Annotated in this window: 23 protein-coding genes; all 23 read right to left on the bottom strand. The window is 69.9% G+C overall.

Going from position 1 to position 24,298, the window contains the following annotated elements:
- Positions 1–209 precede the first annotated feature (209 nt).
- On the bottom strand, positions 210–656 hold the full coding sequence (locus tag ACFV2S_RS18000; RefSeq protein WP_383796295.1) for a DUF2550 domain-containing protein: 447 nt from the start codon (positions 654–656) through the stop codon (positions 210–212).
- Between the two features lie 146 nt (positions 657–802).
- The gene (locus ACFV2S_RS18005) at positions 803–1,177 is read right to left on the bottom strand and encodes a F0F1 ATP synthase subunit epsilon (protein WP_383796293.1); all 375 of its coding nucleotides are present in this window, start codon (positions 1,175–1,177) and stop codon (positions 803–805) included.
- Between the two features lie 112 nt (positions 1,178–1,289).
- Positions 1,290–2,732 carry a F0F1 ATP synthase subunit beta gene (gene atpD, locus ACFV2S_RS18010; protein ID WP_384568049.1) on the bottom strand — a complete coding sequence of 481 codons (1,443 nt, stop codon included), beginning with the start codon at positions 2,730–2,732 and terminating at the stop codon, positions 1,290–1,292.
- Positions 2,732–3,649, bottom strand: a complete 918-nt coding sequence (locus tag ACFV2S_RS18015; RefSeq protein ID WP_352021426.1) for a F0F1 ATP synthase subunit gamma — start codon at positions 3,647–3,649, stop codon at positions 2,732–2,734. Before ACFV2S_RS18015 ends, atpD begins: the two co-directional genes overlap by 1 nt.
- A gap of 20 nt (positions 3,650–3,669) precedes the next feature.
- Positions 3,670–5,268 (bottom strand): F0F1 ATP synthase subunit alpha, encoded by a 1,599-nt coding sequence (gene atpA, locus ACFV2S_RS18020; RefSeq protein WP_189799852.1) that lies wholly within the window; start codon positions 5,266–5,268, stop codon positions 3,670–3,672.
- Between the two features lie 152 nt (positions 5,269–5,420).
- Positions 5,421–6,236, bottom strand: a complete 816-nt coding sequence (locus ACFV2S_RS18025; RefSeq protein ID WP_385559610.1) for a F0F1 ATP synthase subunit delta — start codon at positions 6,234–6,236, stop codon at positions 5,421–5,423.
- Positions 6,233–6,778, bottom strand: coding sequence for a F0F1 ATP synthase subunit B (locus ACFV2S_RS18030; protein WP_366371949.1), 546 nt, complete (start codon positions 6,776–6,778; stop codon positions 6,233–6,235). Before ACFV2S_RS18030 ends, ACFV2S_RS18025 begins: the two co-directional genes overlap by 4 nt.
- A gap of 41 nt (positions 6,779–6,819) precedes the next feature.
- Positions 6,820–7,086 (bottom strand): ATP synthase F0 subunit C, encoded by a 267-nt coding sequence (gene atpE / locus ACFV2S_RS18035; protein WP_024761915.1) that lies wholly within the window; start codon positions 7,084–7,086, stop codon positions 6,820–6,822.
- A gap of 91 nt (positions 7,087–7,177) precedes the next feature.
- Positions 7,178–7,987, bottom strand: coding sequence for a F0F1 ATP synthase subunit A (gene atpB / locus ACFV2S_RS18040; RefSeq protein ID WP_189799855.1), 810 nt, complete (start codon positions 7,985–7,987; stop codon positions 7,178–7,180).
- Between the two features lie 225 nt (positions 7,988–8,212).
- Complete coding sequence (locus ACFV2S_RS18045; protein WP_383789891.1) at positions 8,213–8,626, bottom strand: hypothetical protein; 414 nt, start codon at positions 8,624–8,626, stop codon at positions 8,213–8,215.
- Positions 8,627–8,891: 265 nt separating this feature from the next.
- Entirely contained in the window at positions 8,892–10,235 is a 1,344-nt protein-coding gene (locus ACFV2S_RS18050; RefSeq protein WP_385559615.1) for an MraY family glycosyltransferase, read from the bottom strand.
- 107 nt (positions 10,236–10,342) lie between these two features.
- The gene (gene glyA / locus ACFV2S_RS18055) at positions 10,343–11,590 is read right to left on the bottom strand and encodes a serine hydroxymethyltransferase (protein ID WP_385559618.1); all 1,248 of its coding nucleotides are present in this window, start codon (positions 11,588–11,590) and stop codon (positions 10,343–10,345) included.
- Positions 11,591–11,689: 99 nt separating this feature from the next.
- A complete protein-coding gene (locus ACFV2S_RS18060; protein ID WP_383789882.1) occupies positions 11,690–12,340 on the bottom strand; it encodes a protein-tyrosine-phosphatase in 651 nt (216 codons plus the stop codon).
- The gene (locus ACFV2S_RS18065; RefSeq protein ID WP_383789879.1) at positions 12,337–12,984 is read right to left on the bottom strand and encodes an L-threonylcarbamoyladenylate synthase; all 648 of its coding nucleotides are present in this window, start codon (positions 12,982–12,984) and stop codon (positions 12,337–12,339) included. The genes ACFV2S_RS18060 and ACFV2S_RS18065 overlap by 4 nt, the downstream gene beginning before the upstream one ends.
- A gap of 40 nt (positions 12,985–13,024) precedes the next feature.
- Entirely contained in the window at positions 13,025–13,870 is an 846-nt protein-coding gene (prmC, locus tag ACFV2S_RS18070) for a peptide chain release factor N(5)-glutamine methyltransferase (protein WP_030688886.1), read from the bottom strand.
- A 40-nt stretch (positions 13,871–13,910) separates the two neighbouring features.
- Positions 13,911–14,987 (bottom strand): peptide chain release factor 1, encoded by a 1,077-nt coding sequence (prfA, locus tag ACFV2S_RS18075; RefSeq protein WP_383789876.1) that lies wholly within the window; start codon positions 14,985–14,987, stop codon positions 13,911–13,913.
- Positions 14,988–15,083: 96 nt separating this feature from the next.
- Positions 15,084–15,302 carry a 50S ribosomal protein L31 gene (gene rpmE, locus ACFV2S_RS18080; protein WP_030321069.1) on the bottom strand — a complete coding sequence of 73 codons (219 nt, stop codon included), beginning with the start codon at positions 15,300–15,302 and terminating at the stop codon, positions 15,084–15,086.
- Between the two features lie 135 nt (positions 15,303–15,437).
- Positions 15,438–16,532 carry an LCP family protein gene (locus tag ACFV2S_RS18085; RefSeq protein WP_385559625.1) on the bottom strand — a complete coding sequence of 365 codons (1,095 nt, stop codon included), beginning with the start codon at positions 16,530–16,532 and terminating at the stop codon, positions 15,438–15,440.
- 206 nt (positions 16,533–16,738) lie between these two features.
- A complete protein-coding gene (gene rho, locus ACFV2S_RS18090) occupies positions 16,739–18,781 on the bottom strand; it encodes a transcription termination factor Rho (RefSeq protein ID WP_385559628.1) in 2,043 nt (680 codons plus the stop codon).
- A 417-nt stretch (positions 18,782–19,198) separates the two neighbouring features.
- Entirely contained in the window at positions 19,199–20,116 is a 918-nt protein-coding gene (gene thrB / locus ACFV2S_RS18095) for a homoserine kinase (protein ID WP_385559631.1), read from the bottom strand.
- 269 nt (positions 20,117–20,385) lie between these two features.
- A complete protein-coding gene (gene thrC, locus ACFV2S_RS18100) occupies positions 20,386–21,456 on the bottom strand; it encodes a threonine synthase (RefSeq protein WP_383789864.1) in 1,071 nt (356 codons plus the stop codon).
- Positions 21,457–21,462: 6 nt separating this feature from the next.
- Entirely contained in the window at positions 21,463–22,755 is a 1,293-nt protein-coding gene (locus ACFV2S_RS18105; protein ID WP_385559635.1) for a homoserine dehydrogenase, read from the bottom strand.
- A 150-nt stretch (positions 22,756–22,905) separates the two neighbouring features.
- A complete protein-coding gene (lysA, locus tag ACFV2S_RS18110; RefSeq protein WP_385559638.1) occupies positions 22,906–24,297 on the bottom strand; it encodes a diaminopimelate decarboxylase in 1,392 nt (463 codons plus the stop codon).
- Between the last annotated feature and the right edge of the window lies 1 nt (position 24,298).

Below are 24,298 nucleotides of genomic sequence, written 5' to 3' on the forward strand. Positions count from 1 at the left end.
GCTCAAACACCCCGGCCTTAAATTGCGAACTATATTCCGCGGGGGGGCCGCCCCCCCCCCCCCCCCCCGCTTCCTCATGTCCTACGCGACATTCACCCTCCCCCAGACTTCGTCCGGGGGTACCCCCATTCAACGGGCAAGGAATTCAGGCCACATTCACCCTCCCCCAGACTTCGTCCGGGGGTACCCCCATTCAACGGGCAAGGAATTCAGGCCACATTCACCCGTTGACCGGGCGGAGCCGCCTCCAGCCAGGCCATGAAACCCGTCCGGGCGTCCTCGCTCATCGCGAGCTCCAGGCGGACGCCCTCGTACATACAGGGCTGGATCACGGCGTCGGAGAGGAGCGCGAGCTCCTCCTCGCCCTCCGGCATCCGGCGCTCCAGGGCCACGATGGAGGAACGCTCCAGGGTCCGGCGCGGGCGGGGCGCGTACGAGAAGACGCGGAACCAGGCGATCTCGTCACCGCTGTAGCGGGCGACGCCGTACACCCAGCCCTTGCCGGTCGGATCCGGCTCGTCGGGGATGTCCCAGCGCAGCGAGCAGTCGAAGGTGCCGCCGGCGCGCTGGATCAGTCTCCGGCGCAAGCCGAAGACGAAGAGTCCGATCACCACCAGTGCGACGACCAGGCCGCACACGAGCAGAGCGAGGAACATCTTCACCGACCTCCTCGCTGCGTCCCGTAGCCGGCACGGCCGGCAGAACCGAATACAACCTGCATCTGCATCGCCTCAGCCGCGACACGGTCCGGGAAATTCCGGATCGTGCCGCGGCTGAGGGCACTCCTGCTCGGCGCGGTCCGCTAGCGGACCGATACCGCGCGCAGCCGGACCTCGGCGCGCCGCTCGGCGGCACCGTCGGAGTCCGTCTTCGCACGCTCCAGCGCGCGCTCGGCGCGCTGGGCGTCGATCTCGTCCGCCAGCTCGCAGATCTCCGCGAGCAGAGACAGCTTGTCGTCGGCGAACGAGATGAATCCTCCGTGGACGGCGGCGACGACGGTCGCGCCCTCGCTCGTACGGATGGTCACCGGGCCCGACTCCAGCACACCGAGCAGCGGCTGGTGGCCGGGCATGACGCCGATGTCGCCGGAGGTGGTACGCGCGATGACCAGGGTGGCCTCGCCGGACCAGACACTCCGGTCCGCGGCGACCAGCTCGACGTGCAGCTCAGCAGCCAAGGGTGGCTCCTCGGGTCACCACCCGGCGGTCGTGCCGGGTGTTGGGGTCAATTCTAGGGGGCGTGGAGAGGGGGACGGGACGGAACCCGTCCCCCTCGGGCGAGCACGGGGCTCAGGAGACGCCGAGCTCCTTGGCGTTGTTCTTGAGGTCCTCAAGGCCACCGCACATGAAGAACGCCTGCTCCGGGAAGTGGTCGAACTCACCGTCGCAGATCGCGTTGAACGCGGCGATCGACTCGTCGAGCGGAACGTCCGAACCGTCCACACCGGTGAACTGCTTCGCCGCGTGGGTGTTCTGGGACAGGAAGCGCTCGACACGGCGGGCGCGGTGGACAACGAGCTTGTCCTCCTCGCTCAGCTCGTCGATACCGAGGATCGCGATGATGTCCTGGAGGTCCTTGTACTTCTGCAGGATTCCCTTGACGCGCGTGGCGGCGTCGTAGTGGTCCTGCGCGATGTAGCGCGGGTCCAGGATCCGGGACGTGGAGTCCAGCGGGTCCACGGCCGGGTAGATGCCCTTCTCGGAGATCGGACGGGAGAGAACCGTCGTCGCGTCGAGGTGGGCGAAGGTCGTGGCCGGGGCCGGGTCGGTCAGGTCGTCCGCGGGGACGTAGATCGCCTGCATCGAGGTGATCGAGTGACCACGGGTCGAGGTGATGCGCTCCTGGAGGAGACCCATCTCGTCGGCCAGGTTCGGCTGGTAACCCACCGCGGAGGGCATGCGGCCGAGCAGGGTCGAGACCTCGGAACCGGCCTGCGTGAAGCGGAAGATGTTGTCGATGAAGAACAGCACGTCCTGCTTCTGCACATCGCGGAAGTACTCCGCCATGGTCAGACCGGCGAGGGCGACGCGGAGACGGGTGCCCGGGGGCTCGTCCATCTGGCCGAAGACCAGCGCGGTCTTGTCCAGAACGCCGGACTCTTCCATTTCCGCGATGAGGTCGTTGCCCTCACGGGTGCGCTCGCCGACGCCGGCGAAGACGGAAACGCCCTCGTGCAGCTTGGCCACACGCATGATCATTTCCTGGATCAGAACGGTCTTGCCGACACCGGCACCACCGAACAGACCGATCTTTCCACCCTTGACGTACGGGGTGAGAAGGTCGACGACCTTCAGGCCGGTCTCGAACATCTCGGTCTTCGACTCGAGGTCCGCGAACGCCGGGGCCTTGCGGTGGATGGACCAGCGCTCGCCGACCTCCGACTCCGCCTCGGGGTCGTTCAGGATCTGGCCGAGCGTGTTGAACACGCGACCCTTGGTGACGTCGCCGACGGGCACCGTGATGCCGTCGCCGGTGTCGACCACGGGGGCCTGGCGGACCAGACCGTCGGTGGGCTGCATCGAGATGGTGCGGACGATGCCGTCACCGAGGTGCTGCGCGACCTCGAGGGTCAGCGTCTTGAGCTTGCCCTCCTCGGCCGGGTCGGCGACCTCGACGTGCAGGGCGTTGTAGATCTCCGGCATCGCGTCGACGGGGAACTCCACGTCGACGACCGGGCCGATGACCCGGGCGACGCGGCCCGTGGCGGCGGCCGTCTCAACAGTGGTCGTCATTACTTGTCACTCCCCGCGGTCGCGTCGGCCAGGGCTGCGGTGCCACCGACGATCTCGCTGATTTCCTGGGTGATTTCGGCCTGGCGGGCCGCGTTGGCAAGTCGGGAGAGGTTGTTGATCAAGTCTCCCGCGTTGTCGGTGGCCGACTTCATCGCGCGGCGCGTGGCGGCGTGCTTGGAGGCAGCCGACTGCAGCAGCGCGTTGTAGATGCGGCTCTCGACGTAGCGCGGCAGAAGGGCGTCGAGGACGTCCTCCGCCGACGGCTCGAAGTCGTACAGCGGACGGAGGGTGTCCGGCTCGCCGGCCTCCTTCGCCACCTCGTCGAGGCTGAGGGGCAGCAGCCGGGCCTCGACCGCCGTCTGGGTCATCATCGAGACGAACTCGGTGTAGACGATGTGGAGCTCGTCCACACCACCCTCGGCCGTGTCCTTCTCGATCGCCTCGATCAGCGGTGCCGCGATCTTCTTGGCGTCCGCGTACGTGGGCTCGTCCGTGAAGCCGGTCCACGTGTCGCTCAGCTTCCGCTCACGGAAGTTGAAGTGCGCGACACCGCGGCGGCCGACGACGTAGATGTCGACCGCGCGGCCCTCGCCCTCGAGCTTCGCGATGAGCTTCTCCACCGCCTTGATGGCGTTGGAGTTGAAGGCACCGGCCAGACCGCGGTCGCTCGAGAGGAGCAGGACCGCGGCGCGGCTCGGGTTCTCCGCCTCGGTGGTCAGCGGGTGCTTGTCGTTCGCACCCGTGGCCACCGCCGTGACCGCGCGCGTGAGCTCGGTCGCGTACGGAGTCGACGCCTGTACCTTGCGCTGCGCCTTGACGACACGCGAGGCGGCGATCATCTCCATCGCCTTGGTGATCTTCTTCGTCGCGGTGACGGATTTGATGCGACGCTTGTAGACCCGGAGCTGCGCTCCCATGAGTCAGGTCCCTTCCGTCGTCACTTCGAGACGTTGACGGCGGCAGGGGCGTCCGCGCCGAGCAGCTTGCCGTCAGAGGTCTCGAACTGCTGCTTGAACTCGGCGATGGCGTCGGCGACGGCCGTGAGGGTGTCGTTCGACATCTTCTTGCCCTCGCGGATGGAGGTCATGAGGCCGGAGTGGCTCTGACGCAGGTACGCCAGGAGCTCGGCCTCGAAGCGACGGATGTCGGCGACCGGGACGTCGTCCATCTTGCCGGTGGTGCCGGCCCAGACCGAGACGACCTGGTTCTCCGTGGGCATCGGCTGGTACTGAGCCTGCTTGAGCAGCTCGACCATCCGCTGACCGCGCTCCAGCTGCGCCTTCGAAGCGGAGTCCAGGTCGGAACCGAAGGCCGCGAAGGCCTCCAGCTCACGGAACTGGGCCAGGTCGACACGGAGGCGACCGGCGATCTGCTTCATGGCGGGGTGCTGGGCGGAGCCACCGACACGGGAGACCGAGATACCGACGTTCAGGGCCGGACGCTGGCCGGCGTTGAACAGGTCGGACTCCAGGAAGCACTGGCCGTCGGTGATGGAGATGACGTTGGTCGGGATGAACGCCGACACGTCGTTCGCCTTGGTCTCGACGATCGGCAGACCGGTCATCGAACCGGCACCGAGCTCGTCCGAGAGCTTCGCGCAGCGCTCGAGGAGACGCGAGTGCAGGTAGAAGACGTCACCCGGGTAGGCCTCACGGCCCGGCGGGCGGCGCAGCAGAAGCGACACGGCGCGGTAGGCGTCGGCCTGCTTCGACAGGTCGTCGAAGACGATCAGGACGTGCTTGCCCTGGTACATCCAGTGCTGACCGATGGCGGAACCGGTGTACGGCGCCAGGTACTTGAAGCCGGCCGGGTCGGACGCCGGGGCGGCGACGATCGTCGTGTACTCGAGCGCACCGGCCTCTTCCAGGGCGCCGCGAACGGACGCGATGGTCGAGCCCTTCTGGCCGACGGCGACGTAGATGCAGCGGACCTGCTTGTTCACGTCGCCCGAGCGCCAGTTGTCGCGCTGGTTGATGATCGTGTCGACGCACAGCGCGGTCTTGCCGGTCTGACGGTCACCGATGATCAGCTGACGCTGACCACGGCCGACCGGCGTCATGGCGTCGACGGCCTTGTAGCCGGTCTCCATCGGCTCGTGCACCGACTTACGGGCCATAACGCCCGGGGCCTGCAGCTCGAGGGCGCGGCGGCCCTCGGTCGCGATCTCGCCGAGACCGTCGATCGGGTTGCCGAGCGGGTCGACGACGCGACCCAGGTATCCCTCACCGACACCGACGGACAGGACCTCGCCGGTGCGCTGCACCGACTGTCCCTCCTCGATACCGCTGAACTCGCCGAGGACGATCGCACCGATCTCGCGCTCTTCGAGGTTCAGCGCGAGACCGAGGGTCCCGTCCTCGAACTTCAGCAGCTCGTTCGCCATGGCCGAGGGAAGACCCTCGACCTTCGCGATACCGTCACCGGCCAGGCTGACCGTGCCGACCTCCTCGCGCGAGGCCGCGTCCGGCTGGTACGACTGGACGAAGTTCTCCAGTGCGTCCCGGATCTCCTCCGGCCGGATCGTGAGCTCCGCCATCTGGGTTCCCTGCTCTCCTTGTTGGGCCCGAAGTTTCTTAAGGGGTCTGGGGGCCGACCCCCAGGAATCTTCTGCAATCTCTGCACGGCCCAACCGGGCCGCTGGTGATGCTGTGTTGCTGTACTGCCTGTGTGCTGCTGTGGTCGCTGTCGTCAGCCGGCCAGTCGACGGGTCGCCTCGCCGAGGCGCTCCGCGATGGATCCGTCGATGACCTCGTCGCCGACGCGCACGGTGATCCCGCCGAGGACCGCGGGGTCCACGTCCAGGTTCAGGTGCATCTCGCGGCCGTACAGCTTCGCCAGGACGCCACCGAGGCGCTGCTTCTGCCGGTCGGACAGCGGCACCGCCGAGGTGACGACCGCGACCATCCGGTCCCGGCGCGCCGCGGCGAGCTTGGACAGGGACTCGAGTCCCGCTTCCAGGCTACGTCCCCGGGGCTGGGTCACCAGACGGACGACCAGGCGCTCGGTGGTCGCGTGGGCCTTGCCGCCGAGCAGGCTGCGGAGCAGCGTGCCCTTCGCGGTGGCCGTGGCGGCCTTGTCCGTCAGCGCCGAGCGGAGCTCGGGGCTGGAGGACACGATCCGGCCGAACCGGAACAGCTCGTCCTCGACGTCGTCGAGGGCGCCCGCCTTCTGCGCCGCGGTGAGGTCGGCGGTGTTCGCCAGTTCCTCGGCCGCGTCGACCAGGTCACGCGAGCGCGACCAGCGGGAACGGACCGCGCCCGAGACCAGGTCGACGGTCTCGCCGCCCACCTGTCCGCGCAGGAGTCGCTGCGCGAGCTCGGCCTTGGCCTCACCCGACTGGGCGGGGTCGGTCAGGACCCGGCGCAGCGACACCTCGCGGTCGAGCAGCACGGTGACGGCGGCCAGCTCGTCCGCGAGCTTCGTCGCGTCGACCGGGGTGTTGTCGGTCAGCGCGTCGAGGGACTCACGGGCGGCGGACAGTGCCTCGCGGCTCGCTCCGTTCATCGGACAGCCTCGGCCTTCTCCTCGAGCTCGTCGAGGAAGCGGTCGATGGTACGGCTCTGGCGGGCGGTGTCCTCGAGGGACTCGCCGACCAGCTTGCCGGCCAGGTCGGTGGCGAGCTTGCCCACGTCCTGGCGCAGCGACGCGGACGCGGCCTTGCGGTCGGCCTCGATCTGCGTGTGGCCGGCCGCGATGATCTCCTCGCGCTGGCGCTGGCCTTCCGCCTTCATCTCCTGGATGATCGCGGTGCCCTGCTCCGTCGCCTCCTGGCGAAGACGCGCGGCCTCGTGGCGGGCCTCGGCGAGCTGGGCCTTGTACTGCTCCAGCACACTCTGAGCCTCGATCTGGGCCGACTCGGCCTTCTCGATGCCACCCTCGATGGCCTCGCGACGCTCGTCCAGAACCTTGTTGATGTTCGGGAGGAGCTTCTTGGCGAGGAAGCCGAAGACGATGACGAAGGCGATCAGGCCGATGACGAGCTCGTCGAGATGCGGGATCAGAGGAGGCTGAGGCTCCTCCGCTGCCGCAAGAAGCAGAGCGTTCACATCAGTGCCTTCCGTAAAAAGAATCGGGCAGTCGGTCCGGCTTACTGGTAGACGAAGCCCATGACGATGCCGATGAGGGCGAGCGCCTCACAGAAGGCGAAGCCCATGATCTGGTTGGTACGGATGAGACCGGCGGCCTCGGGCTGGCGGGCGAGCGCCTGCGTACCGTTACCGAAGATGATGCCGACGCCGACGCCGGGGCCGATCGCGGCGAGGCCGTAACCGATCGAGGCGACGTTGCCGACGACGTTGGTCTTGGCGCTGCCACCTTCGGCGGCGAGGTTGATCATGTCGAGAGCAGCGGACATGCCGTTACTTCCTTCTCTTTCAATGACCCGATGGGGGTTGGCCACCGGACGACTGATGGATTCGGGGGTGGAGCTACGGGGCCTTGACGGCTCAGTGGTGCTCGGAGAGCGCGCCCTGGACGTAGCTGCAGGCCAGGAGGACGAAGACGTACGCCTGGACGGCCTGGATGAAGAGCTCGAAGGCGGTCATCACGAGGACCATCACGAACGAGGCGCCGGCGTAGACGAAGCCCAGGCCGTTCATGAGGTACCAGGTGGCCAGCGAGAACATCACGATCAGCAGGTGACCGGCGAACATGTTCGCGAACAGTCGCACCGCGTGCGTGAAGGGCCGGATCAGGAGGTTCGAGAAGAACTCGAGGACGACGACCATCGGGAGAATGGCACCGAGGGACTTGTCGTAGCCGACGATGTTCTTCCAGCCGCCCACGAAGCCGTGCTTCTTGAAGGTGAGCGAGATCCACATGACGTACACGATCAGCGCGAGACCGGCCGGGAAGGCGATCAGCGAGGTGACCGGGAACTGGGCGAGCGGAATGATCGACCAGAGGTTCATGATCCAGACGAAGAAGAACAGCGACACCATGAAGGGGACGTACTTCTCGCCGTCCTTCTTGCCGATGATCTCGTAGACGATGCCGCGGCGCACGAAGTCGTAACCGGCCTCGCCGACCATCTGCATCTTGCCGGGGATCAGCTTGGGCTTGTTGAAGGCGGCCCAGAAGAACCCGACGACCACGATGGAGCCGAGAACGGCGAGCAGCATCGGCTTGGTGATGTCGATGCCCCCCACCGTGGCGATGGGCTCGTACATGAACGTGTGCAGGCCCGGCGCCGGGAAGCCACATCCACTGAAGATGTGGCAATCCGGGTCGAAGGCAAGCGTCTGGTCAGCACTCACCGCGGGCTCCTTCAGCGTGGCGCATAGGTACGGCAACCTCGTTGTGTCGGCGCGGCGCGCAGCCGCGGGTCGGCACTGGACTGGTCTTACGGATAAGGGGGCGGCGGTTCGGCATCGAGCCTCTCGCTGGGACAGGCGCCGTTTCGGATGCCCGCGTCCGCAGTGCCGCAGTTGGCACCGGACGATAGCAGGAAGCCGAACGCGGCTTTATCCCGGCCCTACCCTTCACGACTTCGGCCCCGAGTTTCCGGGGTCGATGTACGTGATCTTGGCCTTCATGTAGGCCCGGGCCTGTGCGGCGACCCACACCACGGTCGTCGCGAGAAGCGTGAAGGCGAAGGCCTTGAAGTCGAACAGGGTCGTGTTCTTCAGCAAGGCCAGGAAGATGAAGAGCACCAGCAGCTGGGCCGTGTAGAGCATCAGCCCCATGGCCTGGAAGAGGTGCGGAAACGACTTCGCCGTGCGCTGGAGAACCAGCTGCCCGATCCCCATGAAGAGAAGGACCACCAGGGTGCCGACGACGGCACCGAGCGCACCCTTGCCACCGGCGACCACCCCGCTGATGACCGTGGCGACGGCGCCGACGGCTGCGGTGGGTACGGCGGTGTGCAGAAGGATGCGTGCGTCGTTCGACGGCATGGCGGTGTCTCCGCTTGCTCTTGGAGGGGGCGATGGTGTCGTCATGGACGAGCGTAAGCCCGGTCCGAGGTGGGTCTCGGGGCCAACAGACCGTCGCACTACGGTCTTTCGGCACTGTCGCCGGGTCTCGTGAACCGTATCACAAACTATTTGAATAGGTCTTTACCCATAAGGTGTGCCAACAGTCACACATGAGAGTGACCCTGCGCGTGTGTGCGCGACAGCGAGGCGGCTTGTCTGCTATTGACCCCGGATGGGGCTTTCGTCAACCGCGCGCCCCGGCCTTACTCCTGTCGGGAAAGCGCGAGCGGTGACCGATCGCGGTCGCGCCGTTGACTCCTGCGGGCACGGGCTCCCGCTCCTCCTCCGCCGTTTCGCCGTCCCCCGCGGGCCCGGTGGCCCCGGCGGACCCTGCCGCCTCCACGGGCGCGACGGCCGGCTTGCGCCGCCGGTAGCGCGGCGGCACGACGGACTGGGCCCAGCGGGGAGCGCGCGGCGTGAACCGCGGCAGCAGGAGCAGCACCAGGCCGATCGCGCTCAGCGCGACGACCCCGAGGACGATCCACATCGACGTCGAGTGCACCGAGTAGGCCAGCGTGCCGAAGGCGATGAGCGCCGACCAGAAGTACATGATCAGCACCGCGCGGCTGTGCGAGTGCCCGATCTCCAGGAGCCGGTGGTGCAGGTGCCCGCGGTCGGCCGCGAACGGCGACTGGCCCTTCCACGTACGGCGCACGATCGCCAGGACCAGGTCGGCCATCGGGATCGCGATGATCGTCAGCGGCAGCACCAGCGGGATGAAGACGGGCAGGGCGGCGTGCGTGGCCTGCCGGGTCGAGCCCTCGAAGATCTTCAGCGCGTCCGGGTCGACCTGGCCGGTGATCGAGATGGCGGAGGCCGCGAGGATCAGGCCGATCAGCATCGAGCCGGAGTCGCCCATGAAGATGCGCGCCGGGTGCATGTTGTGCGGGAGGAAGCCCAGGCACATGCCCATGAGGATGGCCGCGAACAGGGTCGCGGGGGCGGCCGCCTCGATCGTGTAGCCGTACCAGAGGCGGTACGCGTACAGGAAGAAGGCCGCGGCGGCGATGCAGACCATGCCGGCGGCGAGACCGTCGAGGCCGTCGACGAAGTTCACGGCGTTGATGGTGAGGACCACCAGGGCGACCGTCAGGAGCGTGCCCTGCCAGGGCGTCAGCGCGACCGTGCCGACGCCGGGGATCGGCAGCCACAGGATCGTCAGACCCTGCGCGACCATCACGCCCGCCGAGATCATCTGCGCGCCCAGCTTGATGAGGGCGTCCAGCTCGAACTTGTCGTCGAGGACGCCGATCAGCCAGATCAGCGCGGCGCCGGAGAGCAGCGCGCGGGGCTCGTTCGACTGCTCGAAGACGCTGTTCAGGTTCTGCAGGTGGTCGGCGACGAGCAGTCCCGCGCACAGCCCGAAGAACATGGCGATGCCACCGAGCCGCGGAGTCGGTTCTCGGTGTACGTCGCGGGCGCGGATCTCCGGCATCGCCCCGGTCGCGATGGCGAACTTCCGCACCGGGCCGGTGAGCAGATAGGTCACCGCGGCCGTGACACAGAGCGTCAGCAGGTAATCACGCACGGGCTGCCCCACAGGAATAGCTGGCCATCTCAGCCCCACACCCTAGCCGTGCCGTCCATGTGCTGTGAGACACCTGTCCCCCCGGAACGGTTGCGCCCGGGTTTCCGTCAGGGGCCGTACGGGGGAAATTGGCTGGTCAGCTCCCGTACTTCCGCCCGTACCCGGGCCGTTTCCCCGGGTTCGTCACGCAACGCGACGGTGAACAGTGCGGCAATTCTCGCCATCTCCGGTGAGCCCATGCCCTGCGTGGTGACGGCGGCGGTGCCGAGCCGGATCCCGCGGCTCTCCCCGTACGGAAGGGCGCAGGTGTCGAGGACCATGCCGGCGGCGGCGAGCCGGGCCCGGGCGGTGCGCCCGTCGACGCCGAGCGGCGCGGGATCGGCGGTGATGAGATGCGTGTCCGTGCCGCCGGTGGTCAGCGCGAAGCCCTCGGCGGCGAGCGCGGCGGCGAGGACCCTGGCGTGTTCGACCACCTGATGGGCGTACGCGGTGAAGGCCGGGGTGGACGCCTCGCCGAAGGCCACCGCCTTGGCCGCGATCGTGTGCATCTGGGCGCCGCCCTGGGTGAACGGGAACACCGCCCGGTCGATCCGGCCCGCGAGGTCCCCGCCGCACAGGATCATTCCGCCGCGCGGCCCGCGCAGCACCTTGTGCGTGGTCGCGCACACCACGTCGGCGTACGGGACGGGGTTGGGGGCCGCTCCCCCGGCGACCAGGCCGATCGGGTGGGCGGCGTCGGCGATCAGATACGCCCCGACCTCGTCGGCGATCTCCCGGAAGACCGCGTAGTCGAGGTGGCGGGGATAGGAGATCGACCCGCAGACGATCGCCTTGGGGCGGTGGTGGCGCGCGAGGGCGGCGACCTGCTCGTAGTCGACGAGCCCGGTCTCGGCGTCGACGCCGTACGGGACGAAGTCGAACCACCGGCCGGAGAAGTTCGCGGGCGAACCGTGCGTGAGGTGCCCGCCGTGTCCCAGCCCCATGGCCAGAACCGTGTCACCGGGCCTGAGAAGGGCCGCGTACGCCGCCAGGACGGCCGAGGAGCCGGAGTGGGCCTGCACGTTCGCGTGGTCGGCTCCGAAGAGCGCGGTGGCCCTCTCCACGGCGATCCGCTCGACGGCGTCGGCGTACTCGCAGCCGCCGTGGTGGCGGGCGCCCGGATAGCCCTCGGCGTACTTGTTGGCCAGCGGCGAGCCGAGCGCGGCGAGCACGGCGGGCGACGTGAAGTTCTCGGCGGCGATCAGCTGCAGGCTGTCGGCCTGCCGCCGCGTCTCACCGAGCAGCACGTCGGCGACCTCGGGGTCCTGCCGGCGCAGGACGTCGAGTTCCTGATCAGGGGGCGCGGTGACCGGCATGAATCCAATGTAGGCGCGCCCCCACGCCCCCGCGCGCTGGTTCCCCCGACCGCGCCCCGCCCGCGGCGACCGGGCCCGTCGACACCCCGCCGCGCTCCGTCAACGCCGCGCCGAGACCCCCGTCAGGGCCGTGACGACCGGGTCCAGGGCCTGGTTGATCTCGTCGCCGATCGAGCGGAAGAACGTGATCGGGGCGCCGTACGGGTCGTTCACCTCGTCGGCGTCCACCGACGGGGCCAGGAGCCACCCGCGTAGAGCCGCCGCCGCCCGGACCAGGGCGCGGGCGCGTTCCACCATGCCCTCGTCGCGCGCGTCCGGCAGCGTGGCCGGGTCGATCGCGCGGACGAGGCGGGTGAACTCCTTCAGCGTGAAGGTGCGCAGGCCCGCCGAGTGGCCCATCGAGATGACCTGCGCGCGGTGGTCGCGGGTCGCCGTGAGGACCAGGTCGGCGCGGATCACGTGCTCGTCGAGGAGCTCGCGGCCGACGAAGCCGCTGTAGTCCGCGCCGAAGTCCGCGAGGACCAGTTCCGCGTTGGCCTCCATGGGGGCGCCCTCGTGGCCCCACGTGCCCGCGCTCTCCACGATCAGGCCGCCGCCGAGGGGGTCGCCGAGGCGGTCGCTCAGGGCATGGCGGGTCAGCCGCTCGGTGATCGGCGAGCGGCAGACGTTGCCGGTGCTGACGTGGAGGATGCGGAAGGTGCTGCTGTCGTCGTCGAACCCCGCTATGCCACGCCCCTCAGGGGCGGTCAACTGGCCACCTCGAGGTCGGGTACGACCTTCCGGAGCTCCTCCGGGGACAGCGCGCCCTCGCGCAGCAGCACCGGCACCTTGCCCGTGACGTCGACGATGGACGAGGGGACGAGGCCGGGGATCGGGCCGCCGTCGAGGTAGACGGAGACGGAGTCGCCGAGCATGCCCTGGGCCGTGTCGCAGTCCTCCGGCGCCGGGTGGCCGGTGAGGTTGGCCGAGGTGACGGCCATCGGGCCGACCTCGGTGAGCAGTTCGATGGCGACCGGGTGCAGGGGCATCCGGATGGCGACGGTGCCCCGGCTGTCGCCGAGGTCCCACTGGAGCGACGGCTGGTGCCGGGCGACGAGGGTGAGCGGGCCGGGCCAGAAGGCGTCGACGAGCTCCCAGGCCTGCTCGGAGAAGTCCGTGACGAGGCCGTGGAGGGTGTTCGGGGAGCCGATGAGCACGGGCGTGGGCATGTTGCGGCCGCTGCCCTTGGCGGCCAGCAGGTCCCCGACGGCCTCGCTGCTGAAGGCGTCCGCCCCGATCCCGTACACGGTGTCGGTGGGCAGCACGACCAGCTCGCCCCGGCGGACGGCGGACGCGGCCTCGCGCAGACCGGTCGCGCGATCGGTCGCCTCGTTGCAGTCGTATCGCCGTGCCATCAGTTCCCGGCCTCCTCGTACGCGTGGTTCGTCATGGCGGTCATGGCATCGCCTTGCGGGCGGTCGCGAAGCGCGGCCGGTTGTTCAGGTCGGGGTGGTCGGCGGCGTCCGCCCAGCCGGCCTCCTCGTTGAAGATCCACGGCACCTGCCCGCCCTGGGTGTCCGCGTGCTCGATGACGACGAGGCCGCCGGGGCGCAGCAGCCGGTGGGCGGTGCGCTCGATGCCGCGGATGGTGTCGAGGCCGTCCTCACCGGAGAAGAGGGCCATCTCCGGGTCGTGGTCGCGGGCCTCGGGCGCCACGTACTCCCACTCGGTGAGCGGGATGTACGGCGGGTTGGAGATGACCAGGTCGACCTGGCCGTCCAGCTCGGGGAGCGCGGTGAGCGCGTCGCCCTGGTGGACGGTGACGCGGGAGCCCTGCGCGTTCTTGCGGGTCCACACGAGGGCGTCGTCGGAGAGCTCGACGGCGTGCACGCGCGAGCGCGGCACCTCCTGCGCCATGGCGAGGGCGATGGCCCCGGAGCCGGTGCACAGGTCGACGATGAGCGGTTCGACGACGTCCATGGCGCGTACGGCGTCTATGGCCCAGCCGACGACCGACTCGGTCTCCGGGCGGGGCACGAAGACGCCGGGCCCCACCTGGAGCTCCAGGTACCGGAAGAACGCCCGGCCGGTGATGTGCTGGAGCGGCTCGCGGGCCTCGCGGCGGGCGACGGCCTCCCAGTAGCGGGCGTCGAAGTCCGCGTCCTTGACGTTGTGCAGCTCCCCCCGCTTGACGCCGTGCACGAACGCGGCGAGCTCCTCGGCGTCGAAACGCGGTGAGGGAACGCCGGCGTCGGCCAGCCGCTGGGTGGCCTGGGCCACCTCGGCAAGCAGCAGGTTCACGCTGGTCCTCCGTGGTGCGGGGTGGGGCTTGAGGGGGGCCTTACGCTGCGGCGAGCTTCGCCGCCGAGTCGGCGTCGACGCAGGCCTGGATCATGGGGTCCAGTTCGCCGTCGAGGACCTGGTCCAGGTTGTACGCCTTGAAGCCGACGCGGTGGTCCGAGATCCGGTTCTCCGGGAAGTTGTACGTACGGATCTTCTCGGAGCGGTCGACGGTGCGGACCTGGCTGCGCCGGGCGTCCGCGGCCTCGGCCTCGGCCTTCTCCTGGGCGGCGGCGAGGAGCCGGGAACGCAGGATGCGCATCGCCTGCTCCTTGTTCTGGAGCTGGCTCTTCTCGTTCTGGCAGGAGGCGACGATGCCGGTCGGCAGGTGCGTGATGCGGACCGCCGAGTCGGTGGTGTTGACCGACTGGCCGCCGGGGCCGGACGAGCGGTAGACGTCGATGCGCAGGTCGTTGGCGTGGATCTCGACGTCGACCTCCTCGGCCTCGGGCGTGACGAGCACGCCGGCGGCGGAGGTGTGGATGCGGCCGGCGGACTCGGTGGCGGGCACGCGCTGGACGCGGTGCACCCCGCCCTCGTACTTGAGCCGTGCCCAGACGCCCTGGCCGGGCTCGGTGGCGCCGTTGCCGCCCTTGGTCTTCACGGCGACCTGGACGTCCTTGTAGCCGCCGAGCTCGGACTCGGTGGCGTCGATGATCTCGGTCTTCCAGCCGACGCGCTCGGCGTACCGCAGGTACATCCGGAGGAGGTCGCCGGCGAAGAGCGCGGACTCGTCGCCGCCGGCACCCGCCTTGATCTCCAGGATGACGTCCTTGTCGTCGCTCGGGTCGCGCGGGACGAGCAGCAGGCGGAGCTTGTCGGTGAGCTCCTCGCGCTGCTTCTCCAGTTCCTTGACCTCGGCCGCGAAGTCGGGGTCGTCGTGCATCAGCTCGCGGGCCGTCTCGATGTCGTCACCGGTCTGCTTCCAGGAGCGGTAGGTGGCGACGATCGGGGTCAGCTCGGCGTAGCGCTTGTTGAGCTTGCGCGCGTTCGCCTGATCGGCGTGGACCGAAGGGTCCGCGAGCTTCGTCTCGAGGCCGGCGTGCTCGCCGACCAGATCCTCGACCGCCTCGAACATCGGGGGCTCCTGGGTTTTCGTCAGTTGCTACGGGGACGGCAAAGCGCCGGTCCCGGCCACCCGCGCGGGGCGGCCGAGGACCGGCGCAGGGGCTCGCTACTTGGCGGAGCCGGCCTTGCCGAAGCGGGCCTCGAAGCGGGCCACGCGGCCGCCGGTGTCGAGGATCTTCTGCTTGCCCGTGTAGAACGGGTGGCACTCGGAGCAGACCTCGGCACGGATGGTGCCCTCGGTGAGGGTGCTACGGGTGGTGAACGACGCGCCACAGGTGCAGCTGACCTGGGTCTCGACGTACTCGGGGTGAATCTCGCGCTTCAAGGTGTCTCCTAGTTTCGGGAGGGCTCCGGGTCGCCGCCGCGGTGTTGCGGACAGCGTGAACCGGGGCCGACGTACCAGTCTGCCAGGACTGGCCGCATCTCCCCAAACCGGGGTGGCGCCGGAACTATTCCCGGACTACCTGACCACGCCGTCCGCCTCGCCCGTGGCGGTGTCCTTCGTCGCCGACGCGGGGATCGGAAGGTCGCCCTTGAGCGCCTTCCAGACCTGCCGGGACTGGGCTTCGAGGGGGACGACGCGGTTGGGGTCCCGGGGGTCGTACTCGACGGGCAGGGTGACCATGTGCACGTTCTGGGCGCCGATGCCGGAGAGGCCCTTGGCGAAGCCCATGAGCTCCTGCACCGAGTCGAGCTCGGAGTCGGGCCTGATGGCCTTGGTCGCGGCGTCGGCGAGGCCGTACAGCTTGGCCGGGTTCGTGAAGACGCCGACGTGCTTGACCTGGTCGATGAAGGCCTTCATGAAGGCCTGCTGGAGCTGGATGCGGCCGAGGTCGCTGCCGTCGCCGACGCTCTTGCGGGTGCGGACGAGGCCGAGGGACTGCTCGCCGTCCAGGGTGTGCGTGCCCGGGGGGAGGTCGAGGTGGCTCTTGGAGTCCTTGATGGCCTGCGTGGTGGTGATCTCGACGCCGCCGAGTTCGTCGATGAGCTTCCTGAAGCCGGTGAAGTCGACCTCGATGTAGTGGTCCATGCGGATGCCGGACATCGACTCGACGGTCTTGACGGCGCAGGCGGGGCCGCCGACCTCGTACGCGGTGTTGAACATGGCCCGCTGCTCGCCGGGGACGGCCGTGCCCTTCTCGTCGGTGCAGGAGGGCCTGTCGACGAGGGTGTCGCGGGGTATGGACACCACGCTGGCCTTCTTGTGTCCCTCGTAGACGTGGACGACCATCGCGGTGTCGGAGCGGGCGCCGCCCTCGTCCTTGCCGTAGGCGCCGTTGTCGCCGGAGCGGGAGTCGGAGCCGAGGACGAGGATGTCGAGGGAGCCGTTGTCGACGTTCTCGGGGCGTGCGGTGCCGAGCTGGGCGTTGATGTCGACGCCCTTGAGGTTGCCGTCGAGCTTGAAGTAGACGTACCCGAGCCCGGCGCCGCCGAGGACGAGGACCGCGACGGCCCCCGATATCAGGATCGGAGCCTTGCGCCGCTTGGCGCGCTGCTTGCGGCGCGTGCCGCTGCCCGCGCCGCGTGCGCGGCCGCTCTTGCTCTGCTCGGTCATCGTCTTCCCTCAGCCCTAGGATTCACCTTCTGTGACGGCGATGCACCCGAAAGGGTTGCATGCGGGCCTGTGAGGTTTGGGTGAGCTCCGCCCGGAAACGGCACTGCGCCCACCGTGCGGGGCACGGTGGGCGCAGTGGTTCACGCAGGTCACGACGGGGTTACGGGACCGGGGTCCGGCTCTCGTCGTGTGACGCAGCTCTCGCGTCAGTCGTTGTTGCTGGCTCCCGGCGTGGTCTTCTGGATCTGGAGCAGGAACTCGCCGTTCGACTTGGTCTGCTTCATCTTGTCGAGCAGCAGCTCGATCGCCTGCTGCTGGTCGAGCGCGTGGAGCACGCGACGCAGCTTCCAGGTGACGGCGAGCTCGTCGCTGCCGAGGAGGATCTCCTCCTTGCGCGTGCCCGAGGCGTCGACGTCGACGGCCGGGAAGATGCGCTTGTCGGCGAGCTTCCGGTCGAGCTTGAGCTCCATGTTGCCGGTGCCCTTGAACTCCTCGAAGATCACCTCGTCCATGCGGGAGCCGGTGTCCACGAGCGCGGTCGCGAGGATGGTCAGCGAGCCGCCGTCCTCGATGTTGCGCGCGGCACCGAAGAAGCGCTTCGGCGGGTAGAGCGCGGTCGAGTCGACACCACCGGACAGGATGCGGCCGGAGGCCGGCGCCGCGAGGTTGTACGCGCGGCCCAGGCGGGTGATCGAGTCGAGCAGGACGACCACGTCGTGACCCAGCTCCACGAGACGCTTGGCGCGCTCGATGGCCAGCTCGGCGACGGTGGTGTGGTCCTCGGCCGGACGGTCGAAGGTCGAGGAGATGACCTCGCCCTTGACCGACCGCTGCATGTCGGTGACCTCTTCCGGACGCTCGTCGACCAGGACGACCATCAGGTGGCACTCGGGGTTGTTGTGCGTGATCGCGTTGGCGATCGCCTGCATGATCATGGTCTTGCCGGTCTTCGGCGGGGCCACGATCAGACCGCGCTGGCCCTTGCCGATCGGCGACACGAGGTCGATGATGCGGGTGGTCAGCACGCCCGGGTCCGTCTCCAGACGGAGGCGGTCCTGCGGGTAGAGCGGGGTCAGCTTGTTGAACTCCGGGCGGCCGCGGCCGGAGTCGGCGGCCATGCCGTTCGCGGAGTCCAGGCGGACCAGCGCGTTGAACTTCTCGCGGCGCTCGCCCTCCTTCGGCTGACGCACGGCGCCGGTGACGTGGTCACCCTTGCGCAGGCCGTTCTTGCGGACCTGGGCGAGGGAGACGTACACGTCGTTCGGGCCGGGCAGGTAGCCGGAGGTCCGGATGAACGCGTAGTTGTCGAGGATGTCCAGGATGCCCGCGACGGGGATCAGGACGTCGTCGTCGGCCACCTGCGGCTCGCCGGCCTGGAAGTCGTCGCGGCCACGACGGCCGCGGCGGTCGCGGTAGCGTCCGCGACGGCCGCGACGGCCGCCCGCCTCGTCGTCGTAGTCGTCCTGCGGACCGGCCTGCTGGCCACCCTGCTGCCCGCCCTGCTGGCCCTGGCCGCCCTGGCCCTGGCCCTGGCCGCCCTGGCGCTGGCGCTGGCCGCCCTGGCCACCGCCCTGCTGCTCGTCGCCCTTGCGGTCGCGCTGACGGTCACGGCGGTCACGGCGCTCGCCGCGCTCCCCGCGCTCGCCCCGCTCGCCGCGGTCACGGCGGCCGCGGCCCTCGGCGCCGTCGACGGCGGCCTCGGCCTTGGCGTCGGCCTGCGGCTCCGCCTTGACCTCGCGGGTCTCGGTCTTCACGACCTGCGCGGCCTCGGCCTTGGCCTCGCCCTCCGGGGAACCGGCGGGGGCGGTGGCGCGACGGCGGCGGCGCTCGCCGGCCGGGGCGTCGTCGGAGGCCGGCTGGCCCGGGATGTCGATCTGCTGCTGGGCGACGGCCTTCTCGGCCTTCTCCGCCTTCGGCGCGGCGGCCTCGGCGGTCTCGCCCGTACGGGCCTTGGAGGTGGCGCGGCGCTTCGGCTTGGCGTCGGCGGCGTCGGCGGTCTTGGCGGGGGCGGCGGAGCCGCCACCGGCCTGCGCCTCCTTGATGACCTCGATCAGCTGGCTCTTGCGCATCCGCGCGGTGCCCCTGATGCCGAGGCCGGACGCGACCTGCTGCAGCTCGGCCAGGACCATGCCCTCGAGGCCGGTGCCGGAGCGGCGGCGCCGTGCGGTGCCGGTGGCACCTGCGGCGGGCGCGGCGTTGTCGACACTGTTGTCGGCAGTCACGCCCATCAGATCGGTGGTGTCGCTCACGAAGGGTCCTTCCCTGGAGCGGACGTCGGCCATCTGGCTCGGCGACCGGTTGTGCTGTCCGGCAGCGGTCCCGTGTTGGGTGGACCGTGTCCGGGGCGGTGGTCCCGCCGGGTACGGCGGAGAGAAAACGTGCTGGGGTCCGGCCCGAGCGCCCCCTGCTCGGCCCTCGCGAGAAAGAAGAGCGAGGGGTGTCGTGCCGGTTCCGGAGCGTGCTCGAAACTGCTCAGGCAGGCTGCTCAGGCAGTTGGGGAGGCTCCCGGAAGAATCGGTGGTCCCTGATGGGGACACTCAGCACCGCGCCACAAAGGCGCCGGGTGCTGACTTGAGGTTAACACTACCGGCTCCAACAAACATTCCCCCTCTCCCTCACCGGCAATCTCCAGTCCGGACGCTGCCCGGCGTCCGGCCGCCACGCGCCTAGGGCGCCAGCGGCAGGACGCTCGCTCCGGACGCGTCGAGGTCGAGCCGGTTCGCGGCCCATCCCTCGCCCGCGAGGCGGGCGACCTTGTCGGCCGTCCCGGGTTCGGCCAGCGCGAGGACCGTGGGGCCCGCGCCGGAGATGACCGCGGGGACGCCGTCCGCGCGCAGCCGGTTCACCAGGGCGACGCTCTCCGGCATCGCGGGGGCGCGGTACTCCTGGTGCAGCCGGTCCTCGGTCGCCGGGAGCAGCAGCTCGGGGCGGCGGGTCAGGGCCTCGACGAGGAGGGCGGCGCGTCCGGCGTTGGCGGCGGCGTCCACGTGCGGGACGGTGCGCGGCAGGAGTCCGCGGGCGGTCTCGGTCAGGACCGGCTTCCCGGGGACGAAAACCACCGGAACGATGGAATCCGAGGGATCCATCCTGATCGCCCGCGCGGCGCCGGACTCGGTCCAGGCGAGCGTGAAGCCGCCGAGGAGGCAGGCGGCGACGTTGTCGGGGTGGCCCTCGATCTCGGTGGCCAGCTCCAGGAGGGCGGCCTCGTCGAGCCGGGCGTCCCCGCCTATGGTCACGGCGCGGGCGGCGACGATGCCGGCGCAGATGGCGGCGGAGGAGGAGCCGAGGCCGCGGCCGTGCGGGATGCGGTTGGCGCAGACGACCTCCAGGCCGCGCGGCTGTCCGCCGAGCAGGTCGAAGGCCGTGCGCAGGGAGCGTACGAGCAGGTGGCTCTCGTCGCGCGGGAGCGTCTCGGCGCCCTCGCCGGCGATGTCGACGTGCAGCCCGGAGTCGGCGACCCGGACGACGACGTCGTCGTAGAGCCCCAGCGACAGGCCGAAGGCGTCGAAGCCCGGGCCGAGGTTGGCGCTGGTGGCGGGGACGCGCACCCGTACGGCGGCGGCGCGGAACGCGGGACCGGCCATCGCTCGATGACTCTCCTTGATTGCGACAACGGGTATTTCAAGAGAAGTACTCGGAGACCCGGGGGCCGTTTCGGCCACGGGGGCGACAACGGCAACGACACCGCGCATATGCGTCGGGGCGGGTTCGGTACAGCCTATCGAAGGAAGGTTCTGTGGCGACATAGGGCGCACAGGAGGCGCACGATGCGTGTCGCGCGCCAACCTGTGCGCCTATGTACGTTCCTGATCGGGTTTCGATCAGTACTGCTCCCCCGGTTGAGGGGGTCGGATCAGGCCAGACCGAGGCGCTCGGCGGCGGCCGCGGCGTCGACCGGAACGGTCACCGGCTGCGGCGCGCCGGCGACGGCCCAGTCGGGGTCCTTGAGGCCGTTGCCGGTGACGGTGCAGACGATCCGCTGGCCGGGGTCGACCTTGCCCTGCGCGGCGGCCTTCAGCAGACCGGCGACCGAGGCGGCCGACGCGGGCTCGACAAAGACGCCCTCCTGAGCGGCCAACAGGCGGTACGCCTGCAGGATCTCACGGTCCGTCACCTCGTCGATGAAGCCGCCCGACTCGTCGCGCGCGGCGATCGCGTAGTCCCACGAGGCCGGGTTGCCGATGCGGATCGCGGTGGCGATCGTCGACGGGTCCTTGACGACCTCGCCGCGCACGAGCGGGGCGGAGCCGGAGGCCTGGAAGCCCCACATGCGCGGACGGTGCGTGGCGAGACCGTCGGCGGCGTACTCGCGGTACCCCTTCCAGTACGCCGTGATGTTGCCGGCGTTGCCCACGGGCAGCACGTGGATGTCGGGGGCGTCGCCCAGCATGTCCACGATCTCGAACGCGGCGGTCTTCTGGCCCTCGATGCGGACCGGGTTGACCGAATTGACCAGCGCCACCGGGTAGTTCTCGGAGAGGCTGCGGGCCAGCGTCAGGCAGTCGTCGAAGTTGCCGTCGACCTGGAGGATCTTCGCGCCGTGCACGAGCGCCTGGCCCATCTTGCCGAGCGCGATCTTGCCCTGCGGCACGAGGACGGCCGAGACCATGCCGGCGCGGACCGCGTAGGCCGCGGCCGAGGCGGAGGTGTTGCCGGTGGAGGCGCAGATGACGGCCTGCGCGCCCTCCTCCTTGGCCCTGGTGATGGCCATGGTCATGCCCCGGTCCTTGAAGGAGCCGGTGGGGTTGGCGCCCTCGACCTTGAGGTGCACCTCGCAGCCCGTGCGCTCGGAGAGGACCTGAGCGGGGACGAGCGGCGTGCCGCCCTCACGGAGCGTGACGACCGGCGTCGTGTCCGTGACCGGAAGGCGGTCCCGGTACTCCTCGATGATGCCGCGCCACTGGTGGGTGCCCTTGTGGGTCATGGGTCCTTACTCCCCTTCAACACGCATGATGCTGGCGACACCGCGCACGGTGTCGAGCTTGCGCAGCGCCTCGACGGTCCCCGAAAGGGCGGCGTCGGGCGCGCGGTGGGTGACGACGACGAGGGAGGCCTCGCCGTCCTTGCCCTTCTGGCGCACCGTATCGATGGATACGCCGTGCTCGGCGAAGACCGTCGCGACCTGGGCGAGGACGCCCGGCTTGTCGGCCACGTCGAGACTGATGTGGTACCGCGTGACGACCTCGCCCATGGAGCTCACGGGCAGCTGGGTGTACGCGGACTCGCCGGGGCCCGTCGCCTCGTTGAGACGGTTGCGGCAGACGGCGACGATGTCGCCGAGTACGGCGGAGGCGGTCGGCGAGCCGCCCGCCCCGGGACCGTAGAACATGAGCTGCCCGGCGGCGTCGGCCTCGACGAAGACCGCGTTGTACGCCTCGCGGACGGACGCCAGCGGGTGGCTGAGCGGGATCATCGCCGGGTGCACGCGCGCGGTGACGGACGCGCCGTCGGCGGCCCGCTCGCAGATGGCGAGCAGCTTGATGGTGCAGCCCATCTGCTTGGCGGAGGCGAAGTCGGCCGCGGTGACCTCGGTCATGCCCTCGCGGTAGACGTCGTCCAGACGCACGCGCGTGTGGAAGGCGATCCCGGCGAGGATGGCGGCCTTGGCGGCGGCGTCGAAGCCCTCGACGTCGGCGGTCGGGTCGGCCTCGGCGTACCCGAGCGCGGTGGCCTCGTCGAGCGCCTCGGAGTATCCGGCGCCGGAGGTGTCCATCTTGTCGAGGATGAAGTTCGTCGTGCCGTTGACGATGCCCATCACCCGGTTGATCTTGTCGCCGGCGAGGGACTCGCGCAGCGGCCGGATGAGGGGGATGGCCCCGGCGACGGCGGCCTCGTAGTAGAGGTCCTGCCCGTGCCGCTGGGCGGCGGCGTAGAGGCCGGCGCCGTCCTGGGCGAGCAGCGCCTTGTTCGCCGAGACGACGGAGGCGCCGTGCTCGAACGCGGTGGTGATGAGGGTGCGGGCGGGCTCGATGCCGCCGATGACCTCGACGACGACGTCGATGTCCCCGCGTTTGACCAGGGCGGTCGCGTCGGTGGTGATCAGCTCCGCGGGGACGCCCCCGCGGACCTTGTCGGGCCGGCGGACGGCCACGCCGGCGAGCTCGACCGGCGCGCCGATGCGCGCGGCGAGGTCGTCGGCGTGCGTCGTCATGATGCGCGCCACCTCTGAGCCGACCACTCCACAGCCCAGCAGCGCCACCTTCAGCGGACGCGTACGCATCATCCGACCTCGTTTCTCGTCCTGCTTCGTATCTCTACGGTTCGTATCTCTACGGAGAACCAGTCTCACTCACCGGACGAGGGATTCCGCCCCACGTCCGGATCCTGAGACATCGATTTCATCACTCGACTATTTCACCACGCGACTATTTCATCAGCCCACGTCGAGACGCAGGAGATCTTCCTCCGTCTCGCGCCGCACGATGACCCGCGCCTCGCCGTCGCGGACGGCGACGACCGGCGGCCGGAGCGCGTGGTTGTAGTTGCTGGCCATGGAGCGGCAGTACGCGCCGGTGGCCGGGACGGCGATCAGGTCGCCGGGCGCCAGGTCCGAGGGCAGGAAGGCGTCCCGCACGACGATGTCGCCGCTCTCGCAGTGCTTGCCGACGACACGGGAGAGCATCGGCTCGGCGTCACTGGTCCGCGAGACGAGGCTGACGCTGTACTCGGCGTCGTACAGGGCGGTCCGGATGTTGTCCGACATGCCGCCGTCGACGCTCACGTACGTCCGCAGCCCTTCGAGGGGCTTGACGGTGCCGACCCGGTAGAGGGTGAAGGCGGTCGGGCCCACGATGGCCCGCCCCGGCTCCACGGAGATCCGCGGCGTCCGCAGCCCCGCGGCCTCGCACTCCCGCGTGACGATCTCGCCCAGCGCCTTGGCGATCTCGTGCGGCTCGCGCGGGTCGTCCTCGGAGGTGTACGCGATCCCCAGCCCGCCGCCGAGGTCGATCTCGGGCAGCTCGACGCCGTGCTCGTCGCGCACGTCGGCGAGCAGCTGGACGACGCGCCGCGCGGAGACCTCGAACCCGGCCATGTCGAAGATCTGCGACCCGATGTGCGAGTGGATGCCGATGAGCTCGAGTCCGTCGAGCTTGAGCGCGCGGCGCACGGCCTCTGCGGCCTGCCCGCCGGCGAGGGCGATGCCGAACTTCTGGTCCTCGTGCGCGGTGGCGATGAACTCGTGGGTGTGGGCCTCGACGCCGACGGTCACCCGGATCTGCACGCGCTGGCGCCTCCCGAGGGACTGGGCGACGTGGGCGACCCGCACGATCTCCTGGAAGGAGTCGAGCACGATCCGCCCGACCCCGGCCTCGACGGCGGTCCGGATCTCCTCCTCGGACTTGTTGTTCCCGTGGAAGGCGATGCGCTCGGCGGGCATGCCGGCGGAGAGGGCGGTGGTCAGCTCGCCGCCGGAGCACACGTCGAGGTTCAGCCCCTCCTCCTTGAGCCAGCGCACGACGGCGCGGGAGAGGAAGGCCTTCCCGGCGTAGAAGACGTCGGCCTCCTTGCCGAAGGCCTCGGCCCAGGCGCGGCAGCGGGCGCGGAAGTCGGTCTCGTCGAGGAAGTAGGCGGGCGTGCCGAACTCCTCGGCGAGGGCGTCGACCGCGATCCCGCCGACGGTGGCGACACCGCGCTCGTCCCGCGCGACGGTCCGGGACCAGACCTTGGGGTCGAGGCGGTTGAGGTCGGCGGGCGGGGCCGCGTAGTGGCCCTCGGGGAGGACATCGGCGTGGCGGGGCCCGGCGGGGTGGGCGGAACGGCTCATG

The sequence above is a fragment of the Streptomyces sp. NPDC059695 genome (assembly GCF_042733785.1).
Taxonomy (GTDB): Bacteria; Actinomycetota; Actinomycetes; order Streptomycetales; family Streptomycetaceae; genus Streptomyces.

Coding starts and splice junctions, on each gene's coding strand:
- thrC (WP_383789864.1), bottom strand. CDS start 21,456: ATGACCCACAAGGGCACCCACCAGTGGCGCGGCATCATCGAGGAGTAC.
- prfA (WP_383789876.1), bottom strand. CDS start 14,987: ATGTTCGAGGCGGTCGAGGATCTGGTCGGCGAGCACGCCGGCCTCGAG.
- lysA (WP_385559638.1), bottom strand. CDS start 24,297: ATGAGCCGTTCCGCCCACCCCGCCGGGCCCCGCCACGCCGATGTCCTC.
- ACFV2S_RS18015 (WP_352021426.1), bottom strand. CDS start 3,649: ATGGGAGCGCAGCTCCGGGTCTACAAGCGTCGCATCAAATCCGTCACC.
- atpE (WP_024761915.1), bottom strand. CDS start 7,086: ATGTCCGCTGCTCTCGACATGATCAACCTCGCCGCCGAAGGTGGCAGC.
- ACFV2S_RS18085 (WP_385559625.1), bottom strand. CDS start 16,532: ATGACCGAGCAGAGCAAGAGCGGCCGCGCACGCGGCGCGGGCAGCGGC.
- ACFV2S_RS18065 (WP_383789879.1), bottom strand. CDS start 12,984: ATGGCACGGCGATACGACTGCAACGAGGCGACCGATCGCGCGACCGGT.
- ACFV2S_RS18105 (WP_385559635.1), bottom strand. CDS start 22,755: ATGATGCGTACGCGTCCGCTGAAGGTGGCGCTGCTGGGCTGTGGAGTG.
- ACFV2S_RS18045 (WP_383789891.1), bottom strand. CDS start 8,626: ATGCCGTCGAACGACGCACGCATCCTTCTGCACACCGCCGTACCCACC.
- atpD (WP_384568049.1), bottom strand. CDS start 2,732: ATGACGACCACTGTTGAGACGGCCGCCGCCACGGGCCGCGTCGCCCGG.
- ACFV2S_RS18000 (WP_383796295.1), bottom strand. CDS start 656: ATGTTCCTCGCTCTGCTCGTGTGCGGCCTGGTCGTCGCACTGGTGGTG.
- glyA (WP_385559618.1), bottom strand. CDS start 11,590: ATGCCGGTCACCGCGCCCCCTGATCAGGAACTCGACGTCCTGCGCCGG.
- atpA (WP_189799852.1), bottom strand. CDS start 5,268: ATGGCGGAGCTCACGATCCGGCCGGAGGAGATCCGGGACGCACTGGAG.
- thrB (WP_385559631.1), bottom strand. CDS start 20,116: ATGGCCGGTCCCGCGTTCCGCGCCGCCGCCGTACGGGTGCGCGTCCCC.
- ACFV2S_RS18025 (WP_385559610.1), bottom strand. CDS start 6,236: ATGAACGGAGCGAGCCGCGAGGCACTGTCCGCCGCCCGTGAGTCCCTC.